Source organism: Alteromonas sp. KUL49, from assembly GCF_006538345.1.
In the GTDB taxonomy this organism is placed as follows: Bacteria; Pseudomonadota; Gammaproteobacteria; order Enterobacterales; family Alteromonadaceae; genus Alteromonas.
In genome coordinates this window covers 180963-204689 of sequence record NZ_BJKL01000005.1, presented here as the reverse complement: position 1 = coordinate 204689, position 23727 = coordinate 180963, and the positions used below count along the sequence as shown (strand labels likewise).

Here is a 23727-nt window from a genome sequence, read left to right as displayed (position 1 = left end):
CATATAACCATAACGCCTCATAGTTTATAGTGCAGCGAACCGTCGTTATTCACCGATATCACGTTGCCAGCTTGATCGCGATTAAATACCATAAACTCGTCGGTCAACACTCCGTCTTCTAGTCGCTGAAATGTATCATTATCTACTTTTCTATAGTGATACATTGCATATTTAACGGAATCGACAGGCAGATATAACAAGACTAAATCACGCCCCCAACTTCCAACATAAACCTCACTGTTCCATGGATTTAAATCGTAGAACCCTTCGTACTCTTTGAAAAGTTGACCGTTTTCTTTGTCTACTTGTAGTTGAGCCGCCTTGGTTAAAATTTGCTTTAAGTCCTTAATGAAAGACGACGGCCTGACTCCATTCGCCGACATGACCACTGCATAGCCCTCTTTACCAGTCGTATTCATTTGCAAATATGAAGTGTATCCGGGACACATACCGCCATGCATGACCCAAACGTCACCAGACTCACTTGTTTGTACTTCGTACGCTAGGCCTCTATTAGTTGCTGCCTGAGTATGATAAGTTTCATACATCTGAAGAAGACTTTGCGGACTCATTAATTCTGTGTTCGATTGTTGTGCTAATCTAAATTGCCATGATATGAACTTTGCCATATCGCTTGCGTTGCTGGATATACCGAATGCAGATTGCATAGCTCGTGTTTTGTAGAAACTAGCTTTTGTCCTAAGGCCATTTCGATTGAGTGCCGTATACCCAACCGCATGATTTTTACCATAACTCGTTTCAGACATTTCTACGACGGAATCACTCATACGGAGGGGCATGAATATCTCTTGCTCAATAAATGCCGAATAACTATCTCCTGTAACAACTTCTATTATCTGCCCGAGCAGCGCGTAGCCAAGGTTACTATAACTCGAAGCTTTATCAGCTCTAGTCTCTCTTTTTTGATTACTGAGGCTCTCATAGAGCTCTTTTTTAGTGGGAAAATTATGGTTTGGTCCACTCCAATATAAGTGTGAAGTGTCTCTTGGTAGGCCAGACGTATGATTGAGTAAATGGACTACTTGTATATCGTTCAAATCGCTGCTTTCGCCTTCGCTATTTAGGACATTCAACGCTGGTAGGATATCCGCAACAGAATCGTTTAGATTCAATTTACCTTGTTCAGCTAACATCACTATTGCAGTTGCTGTGAAGACTTTTGTCACAGAGCAAATACTCGATATAGTACTACTAGTTGCATCTACAGCACCATTCAGCTCGACTTGGCCGTAACTACCACTGAAAAGCACATCTTGATCTTTTACATAGCTGATAGACAGATAAGGAATTTGTAAATAATCGAGCTGAGATTTGACCCACACGTTTATAAGTTTACTGGCATCGGCGTGCAATGGGTCGAATATACGCTCACTCGCTAAAGCGTGAAGAGGTAAGAATGCCAACGTAAAAATCGACGAGAAACATACTGCGTAACGCTTATAAGGAAATCTCATAACAAGCCTCTTGCACCACCATAGAAATAAAATGTACACGCAAAAGTTTATATATGGATCACAATAATCCTTTGTATCGAGCGTTGAAGCTTCAGAGAGGTGATAAAGGTGTACTCTAGAGGAAAGAGAACCACAAACAAAAAAGCCGCTAATCATAGCGGCTTTTTTACGCGGAGCGAATGCTAGATGCTTATGCCTCTATTCTTCGCTTTGTCCTTTATGTAAGGCTCCCATGCTGACGCATTACGACGTAAAGAGCGGTCTTTCTTAGCTTCCAATACATGATTGTAAGCTTGGCGGAAATTACCCGCATAGAAATTAGCTTCCATAAGCGTAAAGTGTACTTTCGCAGGGTTTTCAATACCGCGCTCAAGTGCGTTGTTAAGCGCTGTTATCGCACCACGGTAATCTTCAGCTACGAGCAGAAGTGTACCTTGTTTACGATAGTGTTCTGGATCAGAGCTTAACTGAGCTGCCTGAGCGTAAAGACTAGCCGCTTGCGTGAAGTTCTTCGCTTGGTGATGCGCGTTTGCAATAGTTGCTAACAAATCTGCATCCTTTTCAAACAACCCTTCTTTCAAGTGCTTTTCTAGTAGCTCAGCCGCCTTGTGAGGCATGCCGCTAGTTTGGTAAAGCTGTGCCAATGTCTTGATGTGGTTTTCTTTAGTGAGGAAACCTTGGCTGTAAGCAACTTCAAATGTTGAAAGCGCTTTGTCAAAGTCTTCTACCAAAAGATAGAACAAACCAAGCTGTGTCCACCAACGATCTTCACCTGGGAACATACGTACTAGTTCTTCAGCAACCGCAACGGTTTGCGGAAACATCTTACGTTCGTAGAACGAAGTAAGCTTTAGTACGTAAGGGTTTTTGTTTGGCTCTTCATACAATGCAATAGCTTTGTCAGCAGGCTCAATCATCATGTCTAGTTGCTTAGACTCATAATAAGCTTGCGTTAGACGCGTATAAACATCGGCGTCTTCTTTACACGTGAAGTCCATCCAGGCATTGTAATATTTGATAGCATCGTTGTACTTGGTTTCTTGCATACTCAAGTCGCCAAGTAGCTTAAGCGTTTGCGCGTGCTCCAAATCATTGAGTACCTTGGGTTCAACAGCATTGACCAAATAGCCAAGCGCTCTTGTACCTTGCCCCTCTTGAGACGCCATAAGGTTACCAATGAATCGGTCCACGTACGCTTTGTCAAACGCTTCTGACGCTTCAATATCGATAAGAATCGTCAGTGCTTCGTCCATTAAATCTTGGTTATAGGCTTCAAAGGCCTTCTGTACTTTCTTACCAACGCGTTCACCGACAAGTGTAGTTTTACCTTTTTCATAACCAGGACAAACTACCGGTGAATTTACTTGGGCTAGTACAGTTGGCGCGCTAAGCATTGCTCCCGCGCCAAAAACCAAAGCAGCAGCTGACATTTTGAATGTGCGTTTCATCATGATCATTGCTCCAATTTAAAGTCTAATTGAACGAACATGTTTTCTTGCTTAACAGCAACACCATCTACGATCTTAGGCTTGTATTTCCACTTACGTAATGCACGACGAGCTTCGCGGTCGAACAAGCGCTTTGGCTCAGCTTCAAGCACTTTGATATCTTCTACACCACCAATTTCATTGATAGTGAATGAAAGACGAACCCAACCTTCACGGCCATCGCGAGCAGCTTCTGGTGGATACTTAGGATCGATACGAACGATCGGTGTAGCATCACCATCACGTTGCATAGCACCCACACCACCAATGTTTACACCCACACCACCAGTATCAACCGCAGGGATATTCAGGCTAAAGCCATCTGTATCCGGTTCCGCAGCTTCAGGCTCTACAGGTTCCATTTTTGGAGGCTGTTGAGGCGGCGGCGGAGGCGGTGGTGGAACGCGCGTACGGGTCTGAGTTTCATCATCCGGCTCTTGCATTACAATATCGATTACTGGCGCAGGCGGTACTTCGTCAGCTGGACGAGAAGAGTTCTCGATCAACTTTGCCATAAGTACGAAAAGGGCAAACGCAACACCAGCACCTAGTAAAATAGATACAATTATACGTAACATCTTAACCCCTCGCCGCTACCGAAACTCGGTTAACGCCAGCGGCTTTAACCTGATCCATAATTTCAACTATCAAACCATGCTTAGCTTTTACGTCAGCTTGGATGATTACATAGTCAGTAGGCTGCTCGGTAAGCAGTCGCTCGATATTAGCTCTAACGCTGTCTGGAGATACTTCACGCTTGTCTAACCAAACATTACCATCTTCCGTAACGGCGATGAATATGTTGGCATTTTTGTGAAGTATCGCCTGGCTCGCGTCAGGCTTGTTAACTTCTATACCTGCTTCTTTTACGAAAACAGTAGTAACGATAAAGAAGATAAGCATGATAAACACGATATCCAACATGGGCGTCATGTCGATCTGTGCATCTTCTTCCTCGGTTCTGACTTTACGAGACATAATCTCTCTCTCTAATGATGTGGCAGGCTATCAACCAAGCCTTCCCTTGCCAGCTTCACCTTCGCTTCAAGACGAGAACTAATAAATAGCCCTGATAGCGCTGCAACCATCCCAGCCATTGTTGGGATTGTTGCCATAGAGATACCAGCTGCCATTAGACGGGCGTTACTGGTGCCCTGCGTTGCCATCGTCTCGAATACTGTAATCATACCAGTCACTGTTCCCAGTAGACCGATTAACGGACACATTGCAATAATGGTACGAATGATCAGCATTCTAGCGTTTAGGTCATCTGACGCCTGAGAAATCCACGCGTCACGGATTCTATGCGCATACCATGATGTGGTATCAGCTCGGTCATTCCAGTTTTGGATGATAGTTTTCTTCACCTTTGGGAAAACCGAGGTCAAATACCAATAACGCTCAATCATTAATACCCACATGAGAAAGAGCGCGGCAGCAACGAAGTAAAGTACGTCACCGCCGGTAGCGATAAAGTCCCTGACCGATTCAAATAATCCAATCAGGTACATCATATTACGCGTTCTCCGACTCAGAGTGAGCAGCAACGATACCCGCTGTTTGCTCGTCTAGAATGTGGATGATTGACTTGCTACGTGAAGCAACGATGCTGTGAGTAAGAATCAACGGTAGTGCCGCGATAATACCTTGAGCTGTTGTTACAAGAGCCATTGAGATACTTCCCGCCATCATACGTGGGTCACCAGTACCGAATAATGTGATGGTTTGGAACGTCTCGATCATACCAAGTACAGTACCAAGTAGACCTAGTAGCGGAGCAATTGCCGCAAAAATCTTGATTACGTTGATGCCGCTTTCAATCTTAGGAAGCTCGCGAAGAATTGCTTCGTCTAGCTTAAGTTCTAGATTTTCAGCGTCAGCACCTTTGTTCTCTTGGTAAACTTTAAGAATACGGCCAAGAGGATTGCTTTCAGATGGGTTAGCTACGTTCTTAAGCTGTGAACGCATTTTGCCACCAACTAGCGTAAGCGTAATCATCTTGTATAGACCGATAAGTAGACCAATACCAAGCATAAGCGTGATTGTGTAACCTACTGGACCACCTGCGTGATAACGCTCAGACATAGTCGCTTTTTGCTTAAGTAATCCAAGGATTGCACCTTGAGATGGGTCAGCATAGAAAGGAACTAGACCAGAAGTCGCGTCGATAAGCGCTTCAGCAGACGCTACAAAGTGACCGTCTGGTTGACGACCTAGCGGCTGAACAACTTTGTTTTCTGAATCATATGCAAGGTAGCCATCTTCACCGATAAGGTTAAATGTACCTACACGAACGATGCTTTGCGTAGCAGAACCACCATCAAGGTTGATAACCTCTGCATCAAAGCGAACCACTTCACCACCTTCAGTCATTTCTTTCTGAAGTGCAAACCAAAGATCTTCAAGTTCCGCGATGTTTGGAAGACCACGTGATTCTTCTGACATCTTAGCTAGGAACTCACCACGACCTGGGAATTGAGCACTAACAATTGACGTAGAGATACGACCATAAGCTTCTGAAGACGCTTGACGTACAACACCAAACATTTCACCAAGTGTACCAGTTGCCTGGTCAAGCTCAGCAGCTTTGTCGTTTAGTGTTACTTCGTTATCAGAGAACTGCTGTTGAAGGCGATCACCGCGATCTTGCTCTGCTTTAAGCTCAGCCTGTGCACGGCGAAGAAGCGCTTGCTTATCGGCACGTGCAGATTGGAATTCCGCTTCGCGCTGTTGATTGATACGCGCTTCAGAAACACGGTTCTGTTGAACCTGCTCTAATAGTTCTTGTAGGCTCTTTGCTTCCTGAGCCTGAGCTCCGGCGGCTACCACAGCTAATGAAGCAGCGGCTAAAAGAGATTTAATTACTGGTTTCATTAATAATTACTCCGCTGCACTGATAGGTAGTTTGATAATTTCTGCAGGAATAGTACCGTTAGCGATTTTCACTGCATCAACAACTGAAGACAAGTACTCATCTCCAAGTTTAACCCAAGAGCGCGCATCGTTATCCCACGCCCAAGCGTTTGCTTGGTCAAGAGATAGAGCGACAAGAGCAGTACGACCAAGGTTGAAGAAATCAACCGTTACTTCAGTACCAGCGTCATCAATAGTACCCTGATAAGAATTGATCTTAGTACCGTACTCTACTTCTACCAAGTACGCTTCGATAACTTGGCGGAACTGCTCTGAAACTGTTACGTCAGAGTTAGCCATAAGGTCACGTAGACGCTCTACGCGCTCTAGACGCTCTTCGAAGTGAATAGGACGATCTAGCTTGATGAATTGCTCTAAGCTATCGATCATACGGAACATAAGAGGAACGATACCTTGCTTAGTTTCTTCGATACTATCGATCTGACGCTGTAGAGAATCGATTCCGCGCTGTTGGTCTGCAACCAAGCTAGCAATGTAATCGTTATAGATCTTAAGGTTTTCAGTCTCGTCAACAGTCTGACGATATTCAACGAGTAATTCTTGAGACTGTTCGAATAGCGTGTTGATTTTTTCCTGAGATTTCGCTGCTGCCGCGTGGATCTTTGCTTCTTCTTGGTGAAGTGCTTCAAGCGTATCTGCAGAGACTGCACTACTTGTTAGCGCGAATGCACCCATAACAGTAGAAGCAATAAGAGTTCTCTTGCTCATTTTGGACATAGTTCCCAACCAAATTTCTTATTTGAATCCTCACCGAAAAGAATAATTATCGGGCAAGGGGCTTATAAAACTTTCACAATTTTGTTTAAGGAATGTAACAACGACTAGCAAAAGTCGTTACTACGAACGTAGTATAGTCACACGGATTAACCTTACTAGTCAAGTGACTGAACTCTAACCTACACTATGCGAGTAGCCCGTGTCTAATCCTTAATCAAGTTATGCTCATTTAACAACCAGCCGATGATAGTTAATTCGTAAAAACCACTATTACTCGGAATAACAGGTAATAATAATTTCACATATTAGACTTAAAAATCACGGTCACTTGTCGGGTGAATATGTCTATTGGTGAGCACTGGGTAGTAAATCAAATGCTACACTCAATCGACTGTCTTGGGATGTATAAGGCTCGGTTCCATGCCAGAAGAATGAAGGGAATAAAGCAAGTTTACCCGCTTCCGGTTTAACCCAATATTCTGCTTTAAGTGGTGTGTACAAACGTATTCCGGGCTCACCAAATTTTAACCACCCTTGTTTGTCCTCATCGCTCGAAACTACCTCTGGTACGGAAACATAGAAAGCACTGCTGTACCATCCTTTCGGATGTACATGAGACCTATGATAGCCCTGATTTTTTAACATGACAGACCAGCTTGCTGAAAAAATCGGGGTAGTGAGTCTTCTTGATAAGGTCGGATGAGTTTCATCTTTGGATAGCAATGAGAGTTCGCTTTCTACGGTACGAGATAACCTCTCGTTGAGTATCTTAAACGTATTGTCGTTGCGTAGTAGCAAGTTACCCGGTGTTTGCGTTCCTCCGCGTAATGACTGCTCAAGCGGATGTTTTTTCGCTTGGTGCAGTTTAGTTAGCTCTTCCTTCAGAGCATGTATATAAGTAACTAGAGGTTCTTCGCACTCTTTCGTAGATAACTCACTTGTTTTTACCAGCGTTTCATAATCACACAACCATTTGTATCGCTCATCCTGCTCCAAGCGCCATTGCACAGATTGCAATGCCCAGAAGAATTGTTGATCAGTTCTACTTGCCAACAACGACTTAATGTCTTTGCCACTTTGCGAAAGATCACCCAGCGCTAAACTCGCTAGAGCCCGACGTTCCAGCAGTGCTATTGCATCAGGTGTTTTAACCAACAAGTCCGATACAAGCTCAATACATCTCTCATCTTGCTGTTGTTCGTAAGCAAGGTTGGCTAAACGATTTTTAATCACATCTTGGTTGCCAAAACGCTTTTCTAGTTGGCTTAAGATTTCCTCAGCTCGTTCTAGTTCTTTGGCATTTATGCTCTTGTCCGCATAATCTAAACCAAGTTCTAGCGGCAACTTACTTAGTGACTTTTCATAATCACTTAAAAATGACGATTCACCATTCTCATATCTAATAGATGAAAGAACTCTGTAGAGAGCCCGATTATTAGGAAATTGTAAAATACCGGTTTCTAACGTCCTTATTGCTTGAGGCAACTGAGAAAGCTCAAAGTGAATTAATGCCAGCCTCTCTAAATCATCAGCCGTAGCCGTACTTTTATCACTCAGCAGTGTGTTATAACTTTGGATAGCTTTTGTACTATTGCCCGTTTGCTTATATGCCCAAGCAATTGCTCGTAATACCAATGAGTTTTTCGGATACCGTTCACGAAGCTCTGTGAGCAAGTGCAACTGTGTGTTCCATTCTGAGCGTTCACCTAAAAGCTGAGCTTTAAGTAATCCTAAAGACTCAGTGCATCCATACTCGTCAATACCCTTTGTCAAAAGCTGATCTAACTTTTCTAGATCTCGGAAATCTTGTCGCAGAAACATACGCGCATATCGATAACAAGCAGACGCACTCGGATAGAGCCTATATTCTCTTTCTAACCAAGATTGCGCTTCTGTTACCTTGTCCTGTTTTAGAAAGAGTTTACCTAAGCTCTCCATCAAGTCAGCTTGACCTGCGTTTAGTTCAAGTGAGCGCTTAAAATAGTTACAAGCGGCACTCAAATCATCAATACGCTCGTAAGCAACACCTATTGTTCGAAATAGTCGGAAGTCCTTCATTCCTGCTTTTTCTAGTGCAAGGAAGATTTTTAAGGCACCTGAATAGTTCCCTTGCTGCATGAGTTGCATAGCGCTATTGACATATTGTTGTACTGATGAATTCATAGTATTGCGAGTAGTAAAGTAGGTTTGAGTTTGAGGACAAAGGGATAAGTTAACATTAACCTCCTTTTGTACCCTCTATATTTACACCGAGAATCTCACCATTTTCAGTCACGAAGCTACTCTTGGCAGGAATCCCGCTTGCTTCCAGTAAATCGCATAAACTCGAGACTTCTTCGTCAGTTTTAGATGCTTGCAGGAGGTCATCTAAACGCTCAAATTGATTGTTCATCTCTGACTCGTACATACCAAACATCATTAACTTTTTGTCGTGGGTTAATGACGGATTGAGAATGGCACGTAAAAACGCTGGAAAGTTTGTTCCAACCAGTCCGTTTTTGTTAGATATGTTACTAAGCCGTTCGTTGAGAGTGGCCCGGACCCGTTCAGCTAATGCCGATTGTTTACCTTGAGTGTTGATAGCCTCTACGAGATCTTTAAGTAACCCTAAAAGCCCCTTATCACCTTTGACTAATTGAAGGGCTAAAAAAATATCTCTATTGGGTTTCACAATACTACTATTCGAATAATGGATAACAAAATTCACTCGCCCCTTGGGCTTGAGCACGCGAGCAATCTCAGGAATAGATTTATTGAAATTAGTGTATTCGATGCCGAATTGAGAAATAACTGCAGCGATGCTCGAATCTTCTAATGGTAGCGATTCAGCATTCGTTTTCTCTAAAAATTGAACATTGTTTTTATGCAACTCTGGACGGATATTGAGCGCAGCATAGTCGACGCCGATAAACTGGCAGGAGCTACCGGTTGCCCCATTTACCGCGATGTCTATCAGCGCACCATTGCCCGTACCAATATCGACAATAGTGTCTTTTTCATTTGAGTAGTCAGCAAAAAACTGTGTCCACGACGTCTCTATGACTCCTCGATAGTTATCATTTGCAGAATCACCAAATGAATTGAGGTGACCTTGCTTCCAGTAATTACTCCAAAAATCGCTCATTAAATATCTCTGTTAGTCTTAAAGCTCATAAGTCGATGACAGCAGCTACCAAATCAACATCTACATAGCGTATGCCTGAAAAACAAAAAAGGCCGATAAAATCGGCCTTTTGTCTTAAGACATTAGATGTCTAGCTATTAGAAGCTAACTTGATAGTTAACGCGGATATCACGACCGAAGTTGTTATATAGGTCTGCGTTATCCCAAGTGTTGCTTGAAGACAATACTGGATCTTCGTCAAGTAGGTTGTTTACAGTGAACGTAACGTTACCGTAGTCAGCCATATCGTAAGTATAAGTTACGTTGTGGATCAACCAGCTGTCTAACTTACCAGTTTGTACATAGTAACCAGTACCGTTAGCGTCTGTCTCGAACTCAGAAGTGCTATCTGTGTATGTAATGTTCCAAGATAGTGAGTGCTCTTCATAAGACCAAACAGCTGTTGCAACTGATTTGAAGTCTGGGCTACCAGACCAACCAGCAACGTCTTGTACTACACCACCAACTTCTGAATCGTATGAAAGTACGAAGCTGCTAACACTTTGGAAACGGAAATCACCGAAACCAGTCTCTAGGCTACCCGCGATAGTGAAGTCAATACCTTCAATTTCGAAACCAGCACCGTTGAAGTAAGACGTACCCGCTTCAACAAGTGTGCCTGAAGCTGAACGCTTCAAGTAGAAAACTTCGTCAGAAGTATCAGTATCAATAGACACTGCGCTGATTAGACCAGCTGCTTCGTCAGAAAGTAGGTTTTGAAGCGACTTAGCCTGGATTACGTTATCAATTGATAGTGAGAAGTAATCTAGCTTCAAGTTTAGGTTGTCGTTAACATCCCAAGCGATACCCAAGTTAGTGTAATCTGAAGTTTCAGCTTCAAGGTCTGGGTTAGCTGTGTAGTACGTGTCGTACTGACGAGATGTAGTCGCGCCGTTGTTGAAGTCGATTGCGCCTTCAGCAGAGAAAGTACGCGCAGCATTTAGAAGGTCAAGACCTGGAGCACGGAAAGACTCTGAGTATGAACCACGGATTACAACACCATCCATTACATCCCAACGTGCTGAGAATGCTGGAGAAAGCTTGCTACCGAAGTCAGAGTAATCATCGTAACGTGCTTTAACGTTAAGCTCTACGTCTTCAGTTACTGGAAGAGCAGATTCGAAGAATACCGCTAGAACATCACGCTCACCAGATGAAGAGTTACCTGCTGAACCACCGATACGACCTGCTTCAGACTGGCCATCATAGATGTCAGCATAAGTCTGTTCGAAGAATTCAACACCGAAGTAATGCGCTGCATAACCGCCAGAAAGTTCGAACATATCGAAGCCCATACCAGCGAAGTACTGGTGGAACTTAGAGCTAGACTCTTGCAGAGTTGTCGCTTTCATGTTCGCAATACCTTCCTCAGAACCTAGGTCGATACCGTTTGCTTCGTTATAAGCAAGACCTGAGTATGATAGGTAGTATTGACCAACTGACTTGTTATCAGCCATGTTGAAGTGGTAGTAAACTTCCCACTCTGCATCGTTCCAGTCCATGATACCACGAAGACCAGTGGTGTAATCTTGGTTGTAATCGTCTACGTTACCGTCACGAGTACCGATACCAACCCAACGGAACAAACCGTATGCACCGTCAACACCGTATGGGTTATGAGGGTTATCAGCAGCCATGTTAGTCCATGCAGCAGCAGGTGGAGCATAACGACCAAATGAAGAGTTCTGCGTTACCATTGCTTGACCAAACCATTCTACGTCTTCAGCAACTTCATAATCAGCGCTTACATATAGAGTGTTACGGTCGATAGACGCAGTATTATAAGATACGTTCGCGTAAGCAAACATACAGTATTCTGAACCTGGACCCCAGTCTTCGTTAGCGTCTACGCGGCGGAAAGTGTTTTCGCCGTATTCGCTGATCAAGTCATCACAAAGTAGTGAAGCTTGTGCAGTTGCAAAATCAGGAGAAAGAACAGTTGCACCGAAGTAAGACCAACCAACAGTATCAGCTGTGTATGCTTCGATATCGCCGTCGCCATCTAGGTCACCGATTTGCGCTTTAGTGTAGTCACGGTCTGCATCAGAGATACCTTCACGCTTCTGGTGATCGAATGCGAATGTGATGTTACCTTTGTCGTTAGATAGACCACCAACAACAGAGAATTCAGAAGAAGTAGTACCTTCGTCTTGTGTACGCTGACCAGCACCGATGTTGAAAGTCAGACCTTCGTAATCTTCACGCAATACGATGTTAACAACACCAGCCATTGCGTCTGAACCGTAGATAGAAGATGCACCTTCGGTCATGATGTCGATACGCTCAACAGCAGCCATTGGGATAGCATTAAGGTTAGCTGCAGCACCACCTAGCGTTGGTGAACCAGGGAAACGACGACCGTTTAGTAGAACTAACGTACGACGTGAACCTGCACCACGAAGGTTAATTGTTGCTTGAGACTGAGCAGAGCTACCAGAACGCTCAGAGAATGAACCGAAAGAGTTCAAAGAGCTTGAACGCAACGCATCAGCAACTGTGAAGTCACCTTCAAGTTTAATGTCTGCTGCTGTGATTGAAACAACCGGAGAAGCACCTTCAAGGTCAGTACGCTTGATGCGTGAACCAGTAACTTCGATTTTCTCCACTGCATCCATTTCTGCTTCTTGTGCGAATGCTGCGTTAGGAGCGATCATTGCTGCAGAGGCAGCACCGAACGCACAGGCCAGCTTAACTGACTTGGCCAGTTTAGAATTTGTAAACATGTATTGTCTCCCTGGACCACTAAATTTTTTAGTGTGTGTTTAAATCGCTTTTTAGCGACTTATATTATTAGTAAGGTCTAAGCCTCACGAAGATAATAAACACATCACGTCCGATGGGTCAACCGCGATCAGGCGAGGGACTTTCAAAAGTTCATTTTTTTTTCGAGTTTTTTTGAAAGCTGTAAATCTTAACTTACAGTTTACAGGAAGATCACAGAAATCAAGCAACACAGCTCAATTTATAGCCAATTAAATAGTTATATAGAACCGTTGAACTTTTGACTAAATAGACCATTAACCGCTTAAATACTTCAAAAGTAACAATGCCAACATATTGTGTAATATTTAAACAAACGCACAGCAGCTTAGCGTGCTGAAAAATACAAATTCTCTAGCACGCTAGACCTTGTTAGTCAGTTAAAGCTCACTACCGCTTACCTGCAAATGGAACCCAAGTAAGTTTTTCACCGAGACAGGTAATTGGGGCAAGCTGTCTTTAGGCAAAAGAAATGTCGCCATGTTAAAGAAGTCTAAAAATATTCTGTTGGAATCTGTCGTCTTCTTCAAATAATGATGCCCGGACGAACCACCTGTGCCTATCTTAGTTCCCAGCATACGTTGAACCATCATTGCATGTCGGTAACGCCAAATAGTGAGTTGTTCGTCGACCTCTGTGAGTGCAGTAATAAGCTGAAAGGGAAGGTTAAAAATAGGTTCTTCAGAATATTGTTTGATAAACAACGCTGAAAGCATAGCATCGTGGCTCAACCTAAACTTTCCTTCTTTTCTCAGCGATTCATACTTGTCATGAGAAAACAGCGCATCAAAGCTTTCCTTAGTACGTTCCAAATCAATGAGTTCTTGCTGTCTTTCCTTGTTGCTCAATGTTGTATTTGTCGAAATGGTCTCCTGGTCATCAGACAACATGCTCTCGGTCGCATTTTTGTAGTAATCCCAAAATGCGAAGCCGTCCATCTGTAACAGTGGCATTCGTGCTAACCAAGCATCGACTAAATCAAATAAACTAGGCTTCTCTTCTAACGCTTCAAGTAATTGACGGTCTTTTGCCGCTAATCGGTTGTAGAAACTCTGTTTATCAAAATCTATTCTGAATTCTCGTTTCAAACCGAGTGAAATTTCTAACCGTTTAAACTGAATACTTTGAAATCCAGACGCTGGCACCAAGTAGTCACGAAACGATAAAAACTGCTGAGGTGTCATAGTTTCCATGACGGCTATTTGGTCATTCATTAACTTCTGGATTTGAATGACTCGGTGGAGTCGATGAACCACTTGTGTAAGTTGCTGGTCTTTTACCGACGGTTGATTAAAGGTATCGATCACTGAATTCAATTCATGCAAGACCTGCTTAAACCAGAGCTCGTAAACTTGATGCACAATAATAAACAATGTTTCTTCATGCGCTTCGTCACCGTACTTAGCACTCTGCGGTTCTTGGGCACCAAGTAACTTGTCTAAATGCAAGTAGTCACCGTAGTAACATGGCTCGATATTTTTTTTCATTTTCTGTCGTTCTTGTTGTTTGTATCACTCTGAATTCTAACACTGGACACTCGACATCGACAAAATAACGGCTATACCTTTTATTAACATCAATTTGCACTGGCCACAGCGCTTCAACAGAAATATCCAATAGAAGGGAAACATTAATGAAGTTAGATGATGATATTCACAACTATTATGAGCATTTGGTTTTAGACCGGATTACCGAGCTAGGACTCGATAAATCTCATTCTGCTGACTACCTCGCTGATATCTGCTGCCTTACGCTGAATCAAGTACCACCGCGATACATACGCTACGAGGTTGATATGGCATTTTACTTACCACAGAGCGAACGCAATCAAATGGAAATGAACGTGGCTCATGCCGTTGAGAAGGCAATAAAGTTTTTAGATGAAACTAAGGATTCATCGGAAAAGCAAAGCGATGAGGAAGCTAAAGAATAAGTATTGTGGAGTTTGGGTGGCGAACTCCCAGCCACATCCCGGCACATGAGTCGTCTGCTGCGGCTGCTCCCTTCCGGGCCTGACCGGGTTCACAAAGTATCATTGCGGGAGGACCAAGAGTCCACCATTGAAATCGGGCGTTGGTGACGCGCCACCCTGAGCGCGCCGCGCATTATGACGATTTGACTGCTAAGTTTCAAGCCTTATTGGAAAATCGTTCTTCCGCCATGACATTTGCTACACGATTGGTGGCTTGTTTAGTCTGCGTAGAGCGCGTGTAGATGTCTTTTAGCGTGCTACCAATCTCTTCGATGTGTGCGCGCATTGCATCATTTGAACTCGTTTCCATGCGTTGGTGGAAAATGTCGATAACCCCACCGGCATTTATTACATAGTCTGGTGCGTACAAAATACCTCGTTCAAGCAATTTCTCGCCAATAGACTCTGTAGAGAGCTGGTTATTTGCCGCGCCAGCAATGACTTTTGCTTTAATCGCATCGATGGACTGCTCATTAACGGTGGCACCCAAAGCACAAGGCGCCAATACGTCCACATCTAGGCTCATTATTTCCTCAGGCGAGACCGCAGTAGCGCCAAGATTTGAAACGGCCTTGTCTACGCCTTCAGGAAAGATATCAGCAACAAATAACTCAGCACCTTCGCGATGTAGATGTTCAGCGAGACGATAACCAACATGTCCCATCCCTTGGATACCTACTCGAACGCCTTTGAGACTCTGATTTAATCCAAATTCAACAGATGATTTCAAACCAACAAACACACCATAGGCTGTTGACGGCGCGGGGTTTCCATCAGCTTGTTCACCAGCGTAATGGTACTTTGCGTGAATTCCCGCAATATAATCAGAGTGCTGTGACATGATTTTTAAATCGCTGACAGCAATACCAGAATCCTCTGCAGTGAAATATTTCCCGCCTAAAGACGCAACAAACTCGCCCATAGCAGACATCATTTCTGGTGTTTTTTGCGTTCTTGGATTCCCGATAATGACAGACTTACCACCGCCTAGCGCAAGATTTGCCATAGCGGCTTTGTAAGTCATTCCTTTTGAAAGACGAAGTACATCATTGAGTGCTTCATTGCTGTCGGCATAAGTCCACATTCGACAACCACCTAACGCAGGACCCAGGTTGGTGTTGTGTACGGCAATAATAGCTTGCAAACCTGCTTTATCATCGTTGTAGAAGGCTACGTGTTCATGACTATCAAATTCAGGATGTTGAAATACCGACATTGGACTCTTTCTTATAAAAAATTTTTCTCAAGTGTAGCGAATTTATGTGAGGACAAACCTTGCTAACTTAGTTGAACTGAAATGTATAGATGAAACTACACACTGCCTAAGATAAATCTTCTAGGATATCTATCCTATGATTTATTTTTATATATAATAAATATCATAAAGGTGTTGGAAATAAACTCATGAAATTAGACAAGTTCGATAGGGAAATACTTCGTGTTCTTCAACAAGATGCAACCGTCTCAATGGCGGATTTGAGTCAGCAGGTAGGGTTATCTCATACACCTTGCTGGCGAAGAGTAAAGCGCATGGAAGCCGACGGTATTATTCTCAGAAAAGTGACCTTGTTAGACAGTAAGAAACTCAATCTTGGGGTATCTGTTTTTATTTATGTCACTTTAAAGAATCACGATGGAGATTCACTCACTGATTTTGAAAATGCGGTACAAGGGATAGACGAGATTGTCGAGTGCCATACCACCAGTGGTGAAAAAGACTATTTGTTAAAAGTCGTGGTAGAGAGCATTGAAGAGTACGAGTACATTCTTAAAACCAAACTCACTCACCTCCCCCTGGTCGATCATTTGAGTTCAACATTCGCCTTAAAGCAAGTGAAAGACACTACTGAACTCCCTATAAAACGCCAATAGCATTAGCTATCGGCGTCAGGTTGATTATCTGGATGAGCCGCAATAAACGCTTCTAACTCGTTGCAGTTTTTTGCAATTTTACTAATGAGTGGATAGCGACTCATATCAACACCGAATCGCATTGCATTGTATACCTGTGGTATCAGGCACACATCCGCCAACGTCACATCAAAGTCAAAACAGTACTTTCCAGCTTGTGTTGCTAAGCGCTTTTCAATGCCATCAAACCCTTTTTGAATCCAATTAGCGGCCCATGCAAATGCTTCAGGCTGTGTGAGTTTGTAATTCTCTTTTAACGCATTTAGTACCCTGAGATTGCCTAGAGGCTGGATATCACAAGCAATATCCTGCGCTAGAGCTCTCACTCTCGCTCGCTCAGTGGCATGCGCAGGCAGTAGACGCCCCTTTCCGTCGAATCGTTCATCCAAGTATTCGATAATTGCCATGGATTGATTAAGAATAACATCCTCTTGATCATCAACAAACGTGGGCACTAGTCCATTAGGGTTGAGTTGCTTGTAAGCATCCTGATGCTGCTCTCCACCATTGTTTACCAAATGAACGGGTATGTATTCATAGGCCACGCCCTTTAAATTTAATGCAATACGCACTCGGTAAGACGCAGTGGAGCGCCAGTATCCATATAATTTTAGACTCATCATACGCTCCTTAGCCGTCGTGTTACGCTAGTGGTTTTACTTGTTGCTCGATAGCGCCAAAAATTGAATCACCCGAATTATCAAGCATCTCTATTTTGATCTTGTCACCAAACTGCATAAACGGTGTAGATGGTTTTCCGTCTCTGATAGTTTCGATCATTCGCACTTCAGCAATACACGAATAACCCACACCGCCCTCACCGATTGCCGAACCGTGTTCTGTACCCTGCTTATTTGATACAGTCCCTGAACCAATAATAGCACCTGCTCCGAGATTCCTACTCTTTGCTGCATGAGCGACGAGTTGACCGAAGTCGAAAGTCATATCTTCACCGGCTTCAGGTTTACCAAACAACTTACCATTGTAGGTTGAGCGCAGCGGCAGGTGTACCTTACTGCCCTGCCATGCATCACCCAGCTCATCAGGCGTTACAGCCACAGGTGAGAAGCTAGACGCGGGTTTTGATTGGAAAAATCCAAACCCTTTTGCCAGCTCACCTGGAATTAGTCCGCGCAGTGACACGTCATTGACTAACATGAGAAGCCGAATACTCTGAGCTCCCCGCTCAGCAGAACATCCCATTGGCACGTCATCGGTAACCACGGCAACTTCACCCTCAAAATCAATGCCCCATTCATCGCTGGGCAAAATCACATCGTCACGTGGGCCAATAAAATCGTCAGAGCCGCCTTGGTACATTAATGGATCTGTCCAAAAACTCTCTGGCATTTCGGCACCGCGAGCTTTCCTTACTAGCTCAACGTGATTCACATAAGCGCTTCCGTCTGCCCATTGATATGCGCGAGGTAACGGAGACTCACATCGGGTTTGGTCGAAATCAATAGAATCAATCTCATCGTTGTTCAACTGGCGATACCGCGCATCCAGCAAATTGACCAAGTTACTCCAATTATCCAGTGCATATTGCATGGTGGGAGCAATTCCTTCAGCGCTACAGGTTTTCGTAAGGTCACGTGACACGATCATAAGTTGACCGTCGCGAGAATCATTTTTATAGGTAGCTAATTTCATCGGGATTCCTGTAGCCAGCTTCTACGCCAATAACGGCGTACTGGACTCAATTAATAAATAACACTTACGTTATGCCATTGAATGCGTGAATTTGAGAAGTCGTGGAGGGAAGATTACAAGTGCGCCATGTAAGGGAGTCTATACACCGCGCACGTTAGGTTCGGTATTTACGCCTCGTATACTGGTACTTGAGGCGTTGTGTAAACAATTTTAAACATCACACATCGGTAAGGTTTAGAGCTTAACTGTCGCTTTGTTAATACCGTACTCTCTGAGCTTGTTAGCAATAGCAGTGTGACTTAGCCCGAGTTTTTTAGCCAATTGACGAGTACTCGGATAGTAAGGATAAAGTCGCTTCAGCATATTTTTCTCAAACTTTTTCACTTCTTCATCCAGCGTGCCTTCGAAATTCTCATCAATATAGGTCACGCTAGGCGCACAACTGGGAAGTTGTATGTCCTCTTTAGTGATTTCATGACCGTCTAATAACGATAAGGCCCTAAACAACGCATTTTGCAGTTGTCTGACATTTCCGGGCCATGGATATTGCTGCAAAAACTCAACACAAGACTTACTTAGCTTTGCCGGAATTCGCCCGAGCTTGGTGCTGTGTTGAAGAATAAAGGTTTCGGCTAGTGGGATAATATCTTGGCGGCGTTCTTTCAGCGACGGCATCACTAAACTTAAAACGTTCAGTCGGTAGTAGAGTTCTTTCCTGAAATGACCATCTTCTACCAACTGACCTAGGTCGCGACAAGTGGTACAGATGACTCGAACATCAACCTTAACGGGCTCATTATCACCCACACGTCTAAATTCGCCGTCTTCAAGTACGCGTAATAACTTTGCCTGAAGCTGTTGTGACATGTCTGCAATTTCGTCGAGCAGTAAGGTGCCCCCCTTTGCTTGCTCCAACAGTCCCACGCGAGAACTGGGTTGATTGAACGCTCCCTCGGCATATCCAAACAGCTCGGTTTCAGCAACACTATCTGGTAATGACGCACAATTGAGCGCCAAAAACGCTCCAGAGTTTCTGCGACTCGACTGGTGGCATGCTCTGGCAATCATTTCTTTGCCCGTACCCGTTTCACCAAAAATGAGAACAGGTGCATCCAAATCAGCAATACGTTTTGCTTCGCTAACCACCTTTTTCATACCACTTGAATGCACAGAAAACTGGTCAAAACTGTCTGTTGAATGTTGGTGGAAAGCACTAAATTGCTGCCCTAAACGCAACTCCGATTTCAAGATAATGACCGCACCAGCGATAATAGAACCGTTATCACCGTCCGGTACCATAACGGGTAACATATCTGCCACATAGTCTTGTTGTACAAACTTTACCTTGGCTGATTTTGGCAAGACTTCTTTCGCCTCTAGCCAGCGCAGGATGTTGACGCCTTTCACACACTCAGCAATATCATATCCAGAGATCTCACGTGGTGACATTTCTAAACCCGCAGTCACTGCATCGTTGCACAGTAATATTCGGCCTTTTGAATCTACTGAAAATACCGGATCAGGTAGGGTACGTAGAATGGCGAACAATTGGGTCTTTTCTCGTTCTCCTGGCATAAATGGCGTGGTTTTAACATCATCAATGCCATCTATTCGACGTATTTGGGGCATTAGATGCTGAAAATCTGAGAACTCAATATTAGGGAAGTTAAGAAAGATCTTTCCGGCTTCGTCGATTTCGATACCACGAAGATCAATCTCATGAGTGACTAGAATGTCTAGCACATCTTGCGTAATACCAAGGCGATCTTGACAACTAATTTCTAAGCGCATGTAGGGAAGCACACCTATTTGTAAACATTATTTTACGGATTATCCCATGTTTACAAATAGGTAACAACTGAATTTATGCAGACGGTCTTACTGTGTTGTATGAACTACACTGCCTGCTTTATTTTAGGTGGGAATAGCGGGTCAAAAAGACCCAATGATTTGGCCTCTTTAACCAAGGCCATAATGTCCATCTCTGCTAGTTCATACAGGTAATTAAACTCTGGCAGTATGTAGTAGAGCGGTTGCATGATATCAATTCGATACGGTGTTCTTAACGCATTTAAAGGCTCGAGTGGCTCGCGCTGCGCCTCTTTACTGTCTAGTGCGTACTTAGTCTCACCAGGAGACGACAAAATGCCACCACCGTAGATTTTGGTTTCTCCAGCAACTTTTACGAGTCCAAACTCAACAGTAAACCAATACAAGCGTGCCAAGTAAACGCGATCTTCAGGGCTAGCATTGAGGCCAAGCTTTCCGTAAACGTGGGTAAAATGCGCAAATGCTGGATTGGTGAGCAACGGGCAATGACCAAATACTTCATGAAAAATATCCGGCTCTTGTAAATAATCGAAGTCTTGTTGTCGACGAATAAAAGTAGCTACAGGAAACTCTTTGTTTGCCAAAAGCTGAAAGAACTCTCCAAAACTAATTAACGCGGGAACCTCGGCTGTTTTCCATCCTGTTTGCGCGAGCAACACCTTGTCGATATCTGGCAGTTGAGGCACTTTGTCTTTTGAAAGATCAAGAAGTGCGAGTCCGTCCATATACTCTTTACAAGCACGCGCTTCCACCAGAGGAAGCTGTCTTTCATAGAGTGCAGACCATATGGCGTTTTCTTCATTGGTCCAATGAATTACACCATTTTGGTCGGAAGATTTCGATTGATACTGAGACGACTTTGCCATCAACTTAAACCCAAAATATCGTGATTACTTTTTCAATAAAGCATACGGATATTAGGGAAAGGATGAAGGTTTGAATGCCATTGAGTCGTCATCGCTGGCGTAACAATAATTTTACAATACAATGTAAATCACTGTTATATATAAAAATACCGCAAACATCGTAATGATTGCGGTATGTTAGTATGGTCTAAATTTTGAGCGCTATAGTCGGCTAATTTCTCGGTTAAGTTGAAACTCTCTCGAAGTCACGTAAGTTTCCATTTTTCGCAAGCGACGCTCAGCGTTGTCAAATCGAGTGCGAATATCATGGAACGCTTGCTTCGGCGGTTCACCGGCTTGCCATACTTTCGTTTTCACTTCGACTTTCTGACTTGTGTTGCTTCCACCTTGAGATGGATTTCTCCAACCTTTACCCGCTTGGGATTGGAATGATGTAGTTTCCGAGACGACGCCGTCGCCAGACTTCTTATCCAAGATAAACCAAGCAGCGATGTAAGCAACAAAAACAAAAGGCCCAGCGAGTAAGAAAAATCCAGTAACGGTTAGAATTCTCACCAACCATGTTTCAATACCGAAGTATTGGGCGATTCCCGAACAAACACCTGCTATACGTGCGTTTTCTGGATCGCGGAACAGCTGTCTACCCTGATTCATGCGCGGTTCCTCCACTCAGGTGCCTCGCTGTCTAAAATAGCTTCAAGAGTTTGAATACGATCGCTCATCTTCTCAGCTTTTTCCGCTAGGACTTGCAGAGATGCTTGCTCTTCTTCACTCAACCCTTGATTGACTTGCTTCTTACTGCGGTAGTGAAGAATCAGCCATATGGGCGCCACAAAAATCATAAAAATAACCAGTGGCATTACTAAAAGTGCAATTACGCTTTCATCCATTTTGAAACCTCCTACAAACCTGGATTTAGCCTACGGAGCACCGTAGGCTCGCCAAAAATCTTATTTCTCTGAAGCTGAACTCTCAGACCCTTTTACCTTCGCTTTCAGCGCTTCAAGTTCTTCGTCAATCTTGTCGCCGGCTTCTAGCTCAGCAAACTCATCGTGAAGGGTTTTCTTACCCAAGTCATATGCTTCTACTTGTGATTCTAGATCGTCGATCTTACGCTCATATTGCTCAAAGCGCCCCATCGCGTTGTCTACTTTACTACTATCGAGAGTACGCTTCACTTCTAAACGAGAGCTCGCAGTTTTTTGGCGCATAATAATTGCTTTTTGACGACTCTTAGCATCTGCTAGCTTTTCTTGTAGCTGACCAATCTCGTCTTGCAACTTACCGATTTGCTCTTCAACAAGTGTTAGCTCGTTACTCAAAGCTTCTGCTGCCTCGGCAGCTTTTTTCTTTTCCTGAAGCGCAGCACGGGCCAAGTCTTCGCGGTCTTTACTGAGGGCTAATTCAGCCTTGGCTTGCCAGTCAGCAGCATCTGACTGATGTTTATTAATTTGACTAACAATATCCTTTTTGTTCGCTAGTGTCTTTGCTGAAGCAGAACGAACTTCTACCAACGTGTCTTCCATTTCTTGAATAATTAGTCGAACCATTTTTTCTGGATCTTCGGCTTTATCCAGCAACGCATTAATGTTTGAATTCACAATATCGGTGAAACGCGAGAAGATACCCATAATAATTACCTCTTACTCGAAAAAATCAGTTAATTGGTGATAATACTTGGTTTGAGTACATTCAATATGCTTGCCACTTTCACAAAACAACCTAACGCATTGAAAAGTATAACTTTTAACACGATTAAAATAATGCTCGAATCTCACTATTTTTTCATCTACACTATTAATTGGTCGAAATGACTAATAATTGAGGGATTTAATGAGTCGATATCGCCAACAAGACAATTTGTTGGGCCAAGCCAATAGTTTTCTTGAAGTTTTAGAGCAAATTTCACAAATAGCACCGTTGGATAAGCCCGTCCTTGTTATTGGTGAACGAGGAACAGGTAAAGAACTGATTGCCGCTCGTTTACACTACCTTTCTAAGCGATGGGATCAGAACTATGTCAAGCTCAATTGTGCAGCGCTCAATGAAAGCCTTTTAGAAAGTGAATTGTTCGGTTATGAGGCTGGCGCATTTACCGGAGCTTCAAAACGCCGAGAGGGTCGTTTTGAGATTGCGCACAACGGTACCCTTTTTCTCGACGAACTTGCCAATACATCTGGGTTAATACAAGAAAAGCTATTGCGCGTCGTAGAATATGGTGAATTTGAGCGTGTTGGTGGCAGTAAAACTGTAAAGACTGACGTACGTCTTGTTGCTGCCACTAACGAAGACCTTCCCTCATTGGCAGATCAAGGCGAATTTCGAGCAGACCTTCTTGACCGGCTCGCTTTCGACGTAATTACTATTCCTCCATTAAGAGAGCGACGTGAAGACATTATGATGCTGGCAGAAAACTTCGCTATCAACATGGCTCGCGAAATGGAAATGGAGCTATTTAGCGGTTTTACCGAGAAAGCAAAGCGGACCCTACTCGATTATGATTGGCCTGGTAACATACGAGAATTAAAAAACGTAGTAGAAAGAGCGGTTTACAGAACAAACAACCCGCATCTCCCTGTTCACGAAATAGTGCTCGACCCATTTGAATCGATTTACAGGCCTACAGGTCGAGTAAAAACCAAAGATAGAGTCGCTAGCGAGACTGCCGTGTCGGCTACCACTGCACCTGCGCCAGAACAAACATCATCTGACATTGCTGAAAAAGTAAGCGAACCACCAACAAGTGCTTTCGCGCAACCGACGATTGCTGAGTACCCCGTTAATCTAAAAGAACGATCACAGCAGTATGAAATAGACATGATCCGTCAGGCTCTCTCTGATAGCCAATTTAATCAAAAGAAAACTGCCGAAAAGCTCAGTTTAACGTATCATCAACTTCGCGGTTATTTGAAGAAATACAACCTACTGGACTCAGCACAAGACGAAGGAGAAATGTAAT

22 protein-coding genes and 1 other RNA gene are annotated in these 23727 nt (G+C 43.6%); 3 read left to right on the top strand and 20 right to left on the bottom strand.

Translation table 11 applies throughout. From position 1 onward, the window contains the following. Positions 1-17: 17 nt before the first annotated feature. The 11 genes from EYS00_RS10675 to EYS00_RS10625 all read right to left on the bottom strand — a co-directional run bounded on the left by EYS00_RS10675 (position 18) and on the right by EYS00_RS10625 (position 14023). Positions 18-1475, bottom strand: coding sequence for a serine hydrolase (locus tag EYS00_RS10675; protein ID WP_165399358.1), 1458 nt, complete (start codon positions 1473-1475; stop codon positions 18-20). 182 nt (positions 1476-1657) lie between these two features. After that, the gene (locus EYS00_RS10670; RefSeq protein WP_130636534.1) at positions 1658-2926 is read right to left on the bottom strand and encodes a lipopolysaccharide assembly protein LapB; all 1269 of its coding nucleotides are present in this window, start codon (positions 2924-2926) and stop codon (positions 1658-1660) included. A 2-nt stretch (positions 2927-2928) separates the two neighbouring features. Continuing rightward, positions 2929-3540, bottom strand: a complete 612-nt coding sequence (locus tag EYS00_RS10665) for an energy transducer TonB (RefSeq protein WP_130636533.1) — start codon at positions 3538-3540, stop codon at positions 2929-2931. 1 nt (position 3541) lies between these two features. Then, positions 3542-3940: a biopolymer transporter ExbD gene (locus EYS00_RS10660; RefSeq protein ID WP_130636532.1), complete on the bottom strand. Its 399-nt coding sequence runs from the start codon at positions 3938-3940 to the stop codon at positions 3542-3544. Positions 3941-3951: 11 nt separating this feature from the next. Continuing rightward, positions 3952-4476, bottom strand: coding sequence for a MotA/TolQ/ExbB proton channel family protein (locus tag EYS00_RS10655; RefSeq protein WP_130636531.1), 525 nt, complete (start codon positions 4474-4476; stop codon positions 3952-3954). Between the two features lies 1 nt (position 4477). After that, the gene (locus tag EYS00_RS10650) at positions 4478-5836 is read right to left on the bottom strand and encodes a MotA/TolQ/ExbB proton channel family protein (protein ID WP_130636530.1); all 1359 of its coding nucleotides are present in this window, start codon (positions 5834-5836) and stop codon (positions 4478-4480) included. 6 nt (positions 5837-5842) lie between these two features. Then, positions 5843-6604, bottom strand: a complete 762-nt coding sequence (locus EYS00_RS10645; protein ID WP_130636529.1) for a DUF3450 domain-containing protein — start codon at positions 6602-6604, stop codon at positions 5843-5845. Between the two features lie 354 nt (positions 6605-6958). Then, the gene (locus EYS00_RS10640) at positions 6959-8776 is read right to left on the bottom strand and encodes a putative 2OG-Fe(II) oxygenase (protein WP_130636528.1); all 1818 of its coding nucleotides are present in this window, start codon (positions 8774-8776) and stop codon (positions 6959-6961) included. Positions 8777-8831: 55 nt separating this feature from the next. Continuing rightward, complete coding sequence (locus EYS00_RS10635) at positions 8832-9737, bottom strand: class I SAM-dependent methyltransferase (protein WP_130636527.1); 906 nt, start codon at positions 9735-9737, stop codon at positions 8832-8834. A 137-nt stretch (positions 9738-9874) separates the two neighbouring features. Beyond that, the gene (locus tag EYS00_RS10630) at positions 9875-12499 is read right to left on the bottom strand and encodes a TonB-dependent receptor domain-containing protein (protein WP_130636526.1); all 2625 of its coding nucleotides are present in this window, start codon (positions 12497-12499) and stop codon (positions 9875-9877) included. Between the two features lie 417 nt (positions 12500-12916). Further along, positions 12917-14023 carry a tryptophan 2,3-dioxygenase family protein gene (locus tag EYS00_RS10625; RefSeq protein ID WP_130636525.1) on the bottom strand — a complete coding sequence of 369 codons (1107 nt, stop codon included), beginning with the start codon at positions 14021-14023 and terminating at the stop codon, positions 12917-12919. A gap of 146 nt (positions 14024-14169) precedes the next feature. On the opposite strand from EYS00_RS10625, the gene EYS00_RS10620 reads away from it, so the two are divergent. After that, the gene (locus EYS00_RS10620) at positions 14170-14469 is read left to right on the top strand and encodes a late competence development ComFB family protein (RefSeq protein ID WP_130636524.1); all 300 of its coding nucleotides are present in this window, start codon (positions 14170-14172) and stop codon (positions 14467-14469) included. A gap of 22 nt (positions 14470-14491) precedes the next feature. Here the strand turns inward: EYS00_RS10620 and ffs are convergent. Further along, positions 14492-14588, bottom strand: an RNA gene (gene ffs, locus EYS00_RS10615) — signal recognition particle sRNA small type. Between the two features lie 77 nt (positions 14589-14665). After that, positions 14666-15724 (bottom strand): Glu/Leu/Phe/Val dehydrogenase dimerization domain-containing protein, encoded by a 1059-nt coding sequence (locus tag EYS00_RS10610; protein WP_130636523.1) that lies wholly within the window; start codon positions 15722-15724, stop codon positions 14666-14668. A gap of 188 nt (positions 15725-15912) precedes the next feature. On the opposite strand from EYS00_RS10610, the gene EYS00_RS10605 reads away from it, so the two are divergent. Then, the gene (locus tag EYS00_RS10605) at positions 15913-16380 is read left to right on the top strand and encodes an Lrp/AsnC family transcriptional regulator (RefSeq protein ID WP_130636522.1); all 468 of its coding nucleotides are present in this window, start codon (positions 15913-15915) and stop codon (positions 16378-16380) included. Between the two features lie 2 nt (positions 16381-16382). On the opposite strand, the gene maiA is transcribed toward EYS00_RS10605, so the two are convergent. The 7 genes from maiA to pspA all read right to left on the bottom strand — a co-directional run bounded on the left by maiA (position 16383) and on the right by pspA (position 22399). Next, positions 16383-17039: a maleylacetoacetate isomerase gene (gene maiA, locus EYS00_RS10600; protein WP_130636521.1), complete on the bottom strand. Its 657-nt coding sequence runs from the start codon at positions 17037-17039 to the stop codon at positions 16383-16385. A gap of 22 nt (positions 17040-17061) precedes the next feature. Next, positions 17062-18072, bottom strand: coding sequence for a fumarylacetoacetate hydrolase family protein (locus EYS00_RS10595; protein WP_130636520.1), 1011 nt, complete (start codon positions 18070-18072; stop codon positions 17062-17064). Between the two features lie 234 nt (positions 18073-18306). Beyond that, positions 18307-19863, bottom strand: coding sequence for a transcriptional regulator TyrR (gene tyrR, locus EYS00_RS10590; RefSeq protein ID WP_130636519.1), 1557 nt, complete (start codon positions 19861-19863; stop codon positions 18307-18309). 104 nt (positions 19864-19967) lie between these two features. Beyond that, entirely contained in the window at positions 19968-20768 is an 801-nt protein-coding gene (gene phhA, locus EYS00_RS10585) for a phenylalanine 4-monooxygenase (protein WP_130636518.1), read from the bottom strand. 201 nt (positions 20769-20969) lie between these two features. Further along, complete coding sequence (gene pspC, locus EYS00_RS10580) at positions 20970-21422, bottom strand: envelope stress response membrane protein PspC (RefSeq protein WP_130636517.1); 453 nt, start codon at positions 21420-21422, stop codon at positions 20970-20972. Next, complete coding sequence (pspB, locus tag EYS00_RS10575) at positions 21419-21658, bottom strand: envelope stress response membrane protein PspB (protein ID WP_130636516.1); 240 nt, start codon at positions 21656-21658, stop codon at positions 21419-21421. The genes pspC and pspB overlap by 4 nt, the downstream gene beginning before the upstream one ends. A 60-nt stretch (positions 21659-21718) precedes the next feature. Then, positions 21719-22399, bottom strand: a complete 681-nt coding sequence (gene pspA, locus EYS00_RS10570) for a phage shock protein PspA (protein ID WP_130636515.1) — start codon at positions 22397-22399, stop codon at positions 21719-21721. A 202-nt stretch (positions 22400-22601) separates the two neighbouring features. On the opposite strand from pspA, the gene pspF reads away from it, so the two are divergent. After that, positions 22602-23726, top strand: a complete 1125-nt coding sequence (gene pspF / locus EYS00_RS10565) for a phage shock protein operon transcriptional activator (RefSeq protein WP_130636514.1) — start codon at positions 22602-22604, stop codon at positions 23724-23726. Position 23727: the final 1 nt, after the last annotated feature.

What these genes read in the sequence shown, in the direction of transcription:
- phhA (WP_130636518.1), bottom strand. Translation starts at nt 20,768, where the DNA reads ATGGCAAAGTCGTCTCAGTATCAATCGAAATCTTCCGACCAAAATGGT.
- pspC (WP_130636517.1), bottom strand. Translation starts at nt 21,422, where the DNA reads ATGAATCAGGGTAGACAGCTGTTCCGCGATCCAGAAAACGCACGTATA.
- EYS00_RS10595 (WP_130636520.1), bottom strand. Translation starts at nt 18,072, where the DNA reads ATGAAATTAGCTACCTATAAAAATGATTCTCGCGACGGTCAACTTATG.
- EYS00_RS10620 (WP_130636524.1), top strand. Translation starts at nt 14,170, where the DNA reads ATGAAGTTAGATGATGATATTCACAACTATTATGAGCATTTGGTTTTA.
- EYS00_RS10645 (WP_130636529.1), bottom strand. Translation starts at nt 6,604, where the DNA reads ATGAGCAAGAGAACTCTTATTGCTTCTACTGTTATGGGTGCATTCGCG.
- EYS00_RS10655 (WP_130636531.1), bottom strand. Translation starts at nt 4,476, where the DNA reads ATGATGTACCTGATTGGATTATTTGAATCGGTCAGGGACTTTATCGCT.
- EYS00_RS10660 (WP_130636532.1), bottom strand. Translation starts at nt 3,940, where the DNA reads ATGTCTCGTAAAGTCAGAACCGAGGAAGAAGATGCACAGATCGACATG.
- EYS00_RS10640 (WP_130636528.1), bottom strand. Translation starts at nt 8,776, where the DNA reads ATGAATTCATCAGTACAACAATATGTCAATAGCGCTATGCAACTCATG.
- EYS00_RS10610 (WP_130636523.1), bottom strand. Translation starts at nt 15,724, where the DNA reads ATGTCGGTATTTCAACATCCTGAATTTGATAGTCATGAACACGTAGCC.
- EYS00_RS10650 (WP_130636530.1), bottom strand. Translation starts at nt 5,836, where the DNA reads ATGAAACCAGTAATTAAATCTCTTTTAGCCGCTGCTTCATTAGCTGTG.
- pspA (WP_130636515.1), bottom strand. Translation starts at nt 22,399, where the DNA reads ATGGGTATCTTCTCGCGTTTCACCGATATTGTGAATTCAAACATTAAT.
- pspF (WP_130636514.1), top strand. Translation starts at nt 22,602, where the DNA reads ATGAGTCGATATCGCCAACAAGACAATTTGTTGGGCCAAGCCAATAGT.
- tyrR (WP_130636519.1), bottom strand. Translation starts at nt 19,863, where the DNA reads ATGCGCTTAGAAATTAGTTGTCAAGATCGCCTTGGTATTACGCAAGAT.
- EYS00_RS10670 (WP_130636534.1), bottom strand. Translation starts at nt 2,926, where the DNA reads ATGATGAAACGCACATTCAAAATGTCAGCTGCTGCTTTGGTTTTTGGC.
- maiA (WP_130636521.1), bottom strand. Translation starts at nt 17,039, where the DNA reads ATGAGTCTAAAATTATATGGATACTGGCGCTCCACTGCGTCTTACCGA.
- EYS00_RS10625 (WP_130636525.1), bottom strand. Translation starts at nt 14,023, where the DNA reads ATGAAAAAAAATATCGAGCCATGTTACTACGGTGACTACTTGCATTTA.
- EYS00_RS10605 (WP_130636522.1), top strand. Translation starts at nt 15,913, where the DNA reads ATGAAATTAGACAAGTTCGATAGGGAAATACTTCGTGTTCTTCAACAA.
- EYS00_RS10665 (WP_130636533.1), bottom strand. Translation starts at nt 3,540, where the DNA reads ATGTTACGTATAATTGTATCTATTTTACTAGGTGCTGGTGTTGCGTTT.
- EYS00_RS10635 (WP_130636527.1), bottom strand. Translation starts at nt 9,737, where the DNA reads ATGAGCGATTTTTGGAGTAATTACTGGAAGCAAGGTCACCTCAATTCA.
- EYS00_RS10630 (WP_130636526.1), bottom strand. Translation starts at nt 12,499, where the DNA reads ATGTTTACAAATTCTAAACTGGCCAAGTCAGTTAAGCTGGCCTGTGCG.
- EYS00_RS10675 (WP_165399358.1), bottom strand. Translation starts at nt 1,475, where the DNA reads ATGAGATTTCCTTATAAGCGTTACGCAGTATGTTTCTCGTCGATTTTT.
- pspB (WP_130636516.1), bottom strand. Translation starts at nt 21,658, where the DNA reads ATGGATGAAAGCGTAATTGCACTTTTAGTAATGCCACTGGTTATTTTT.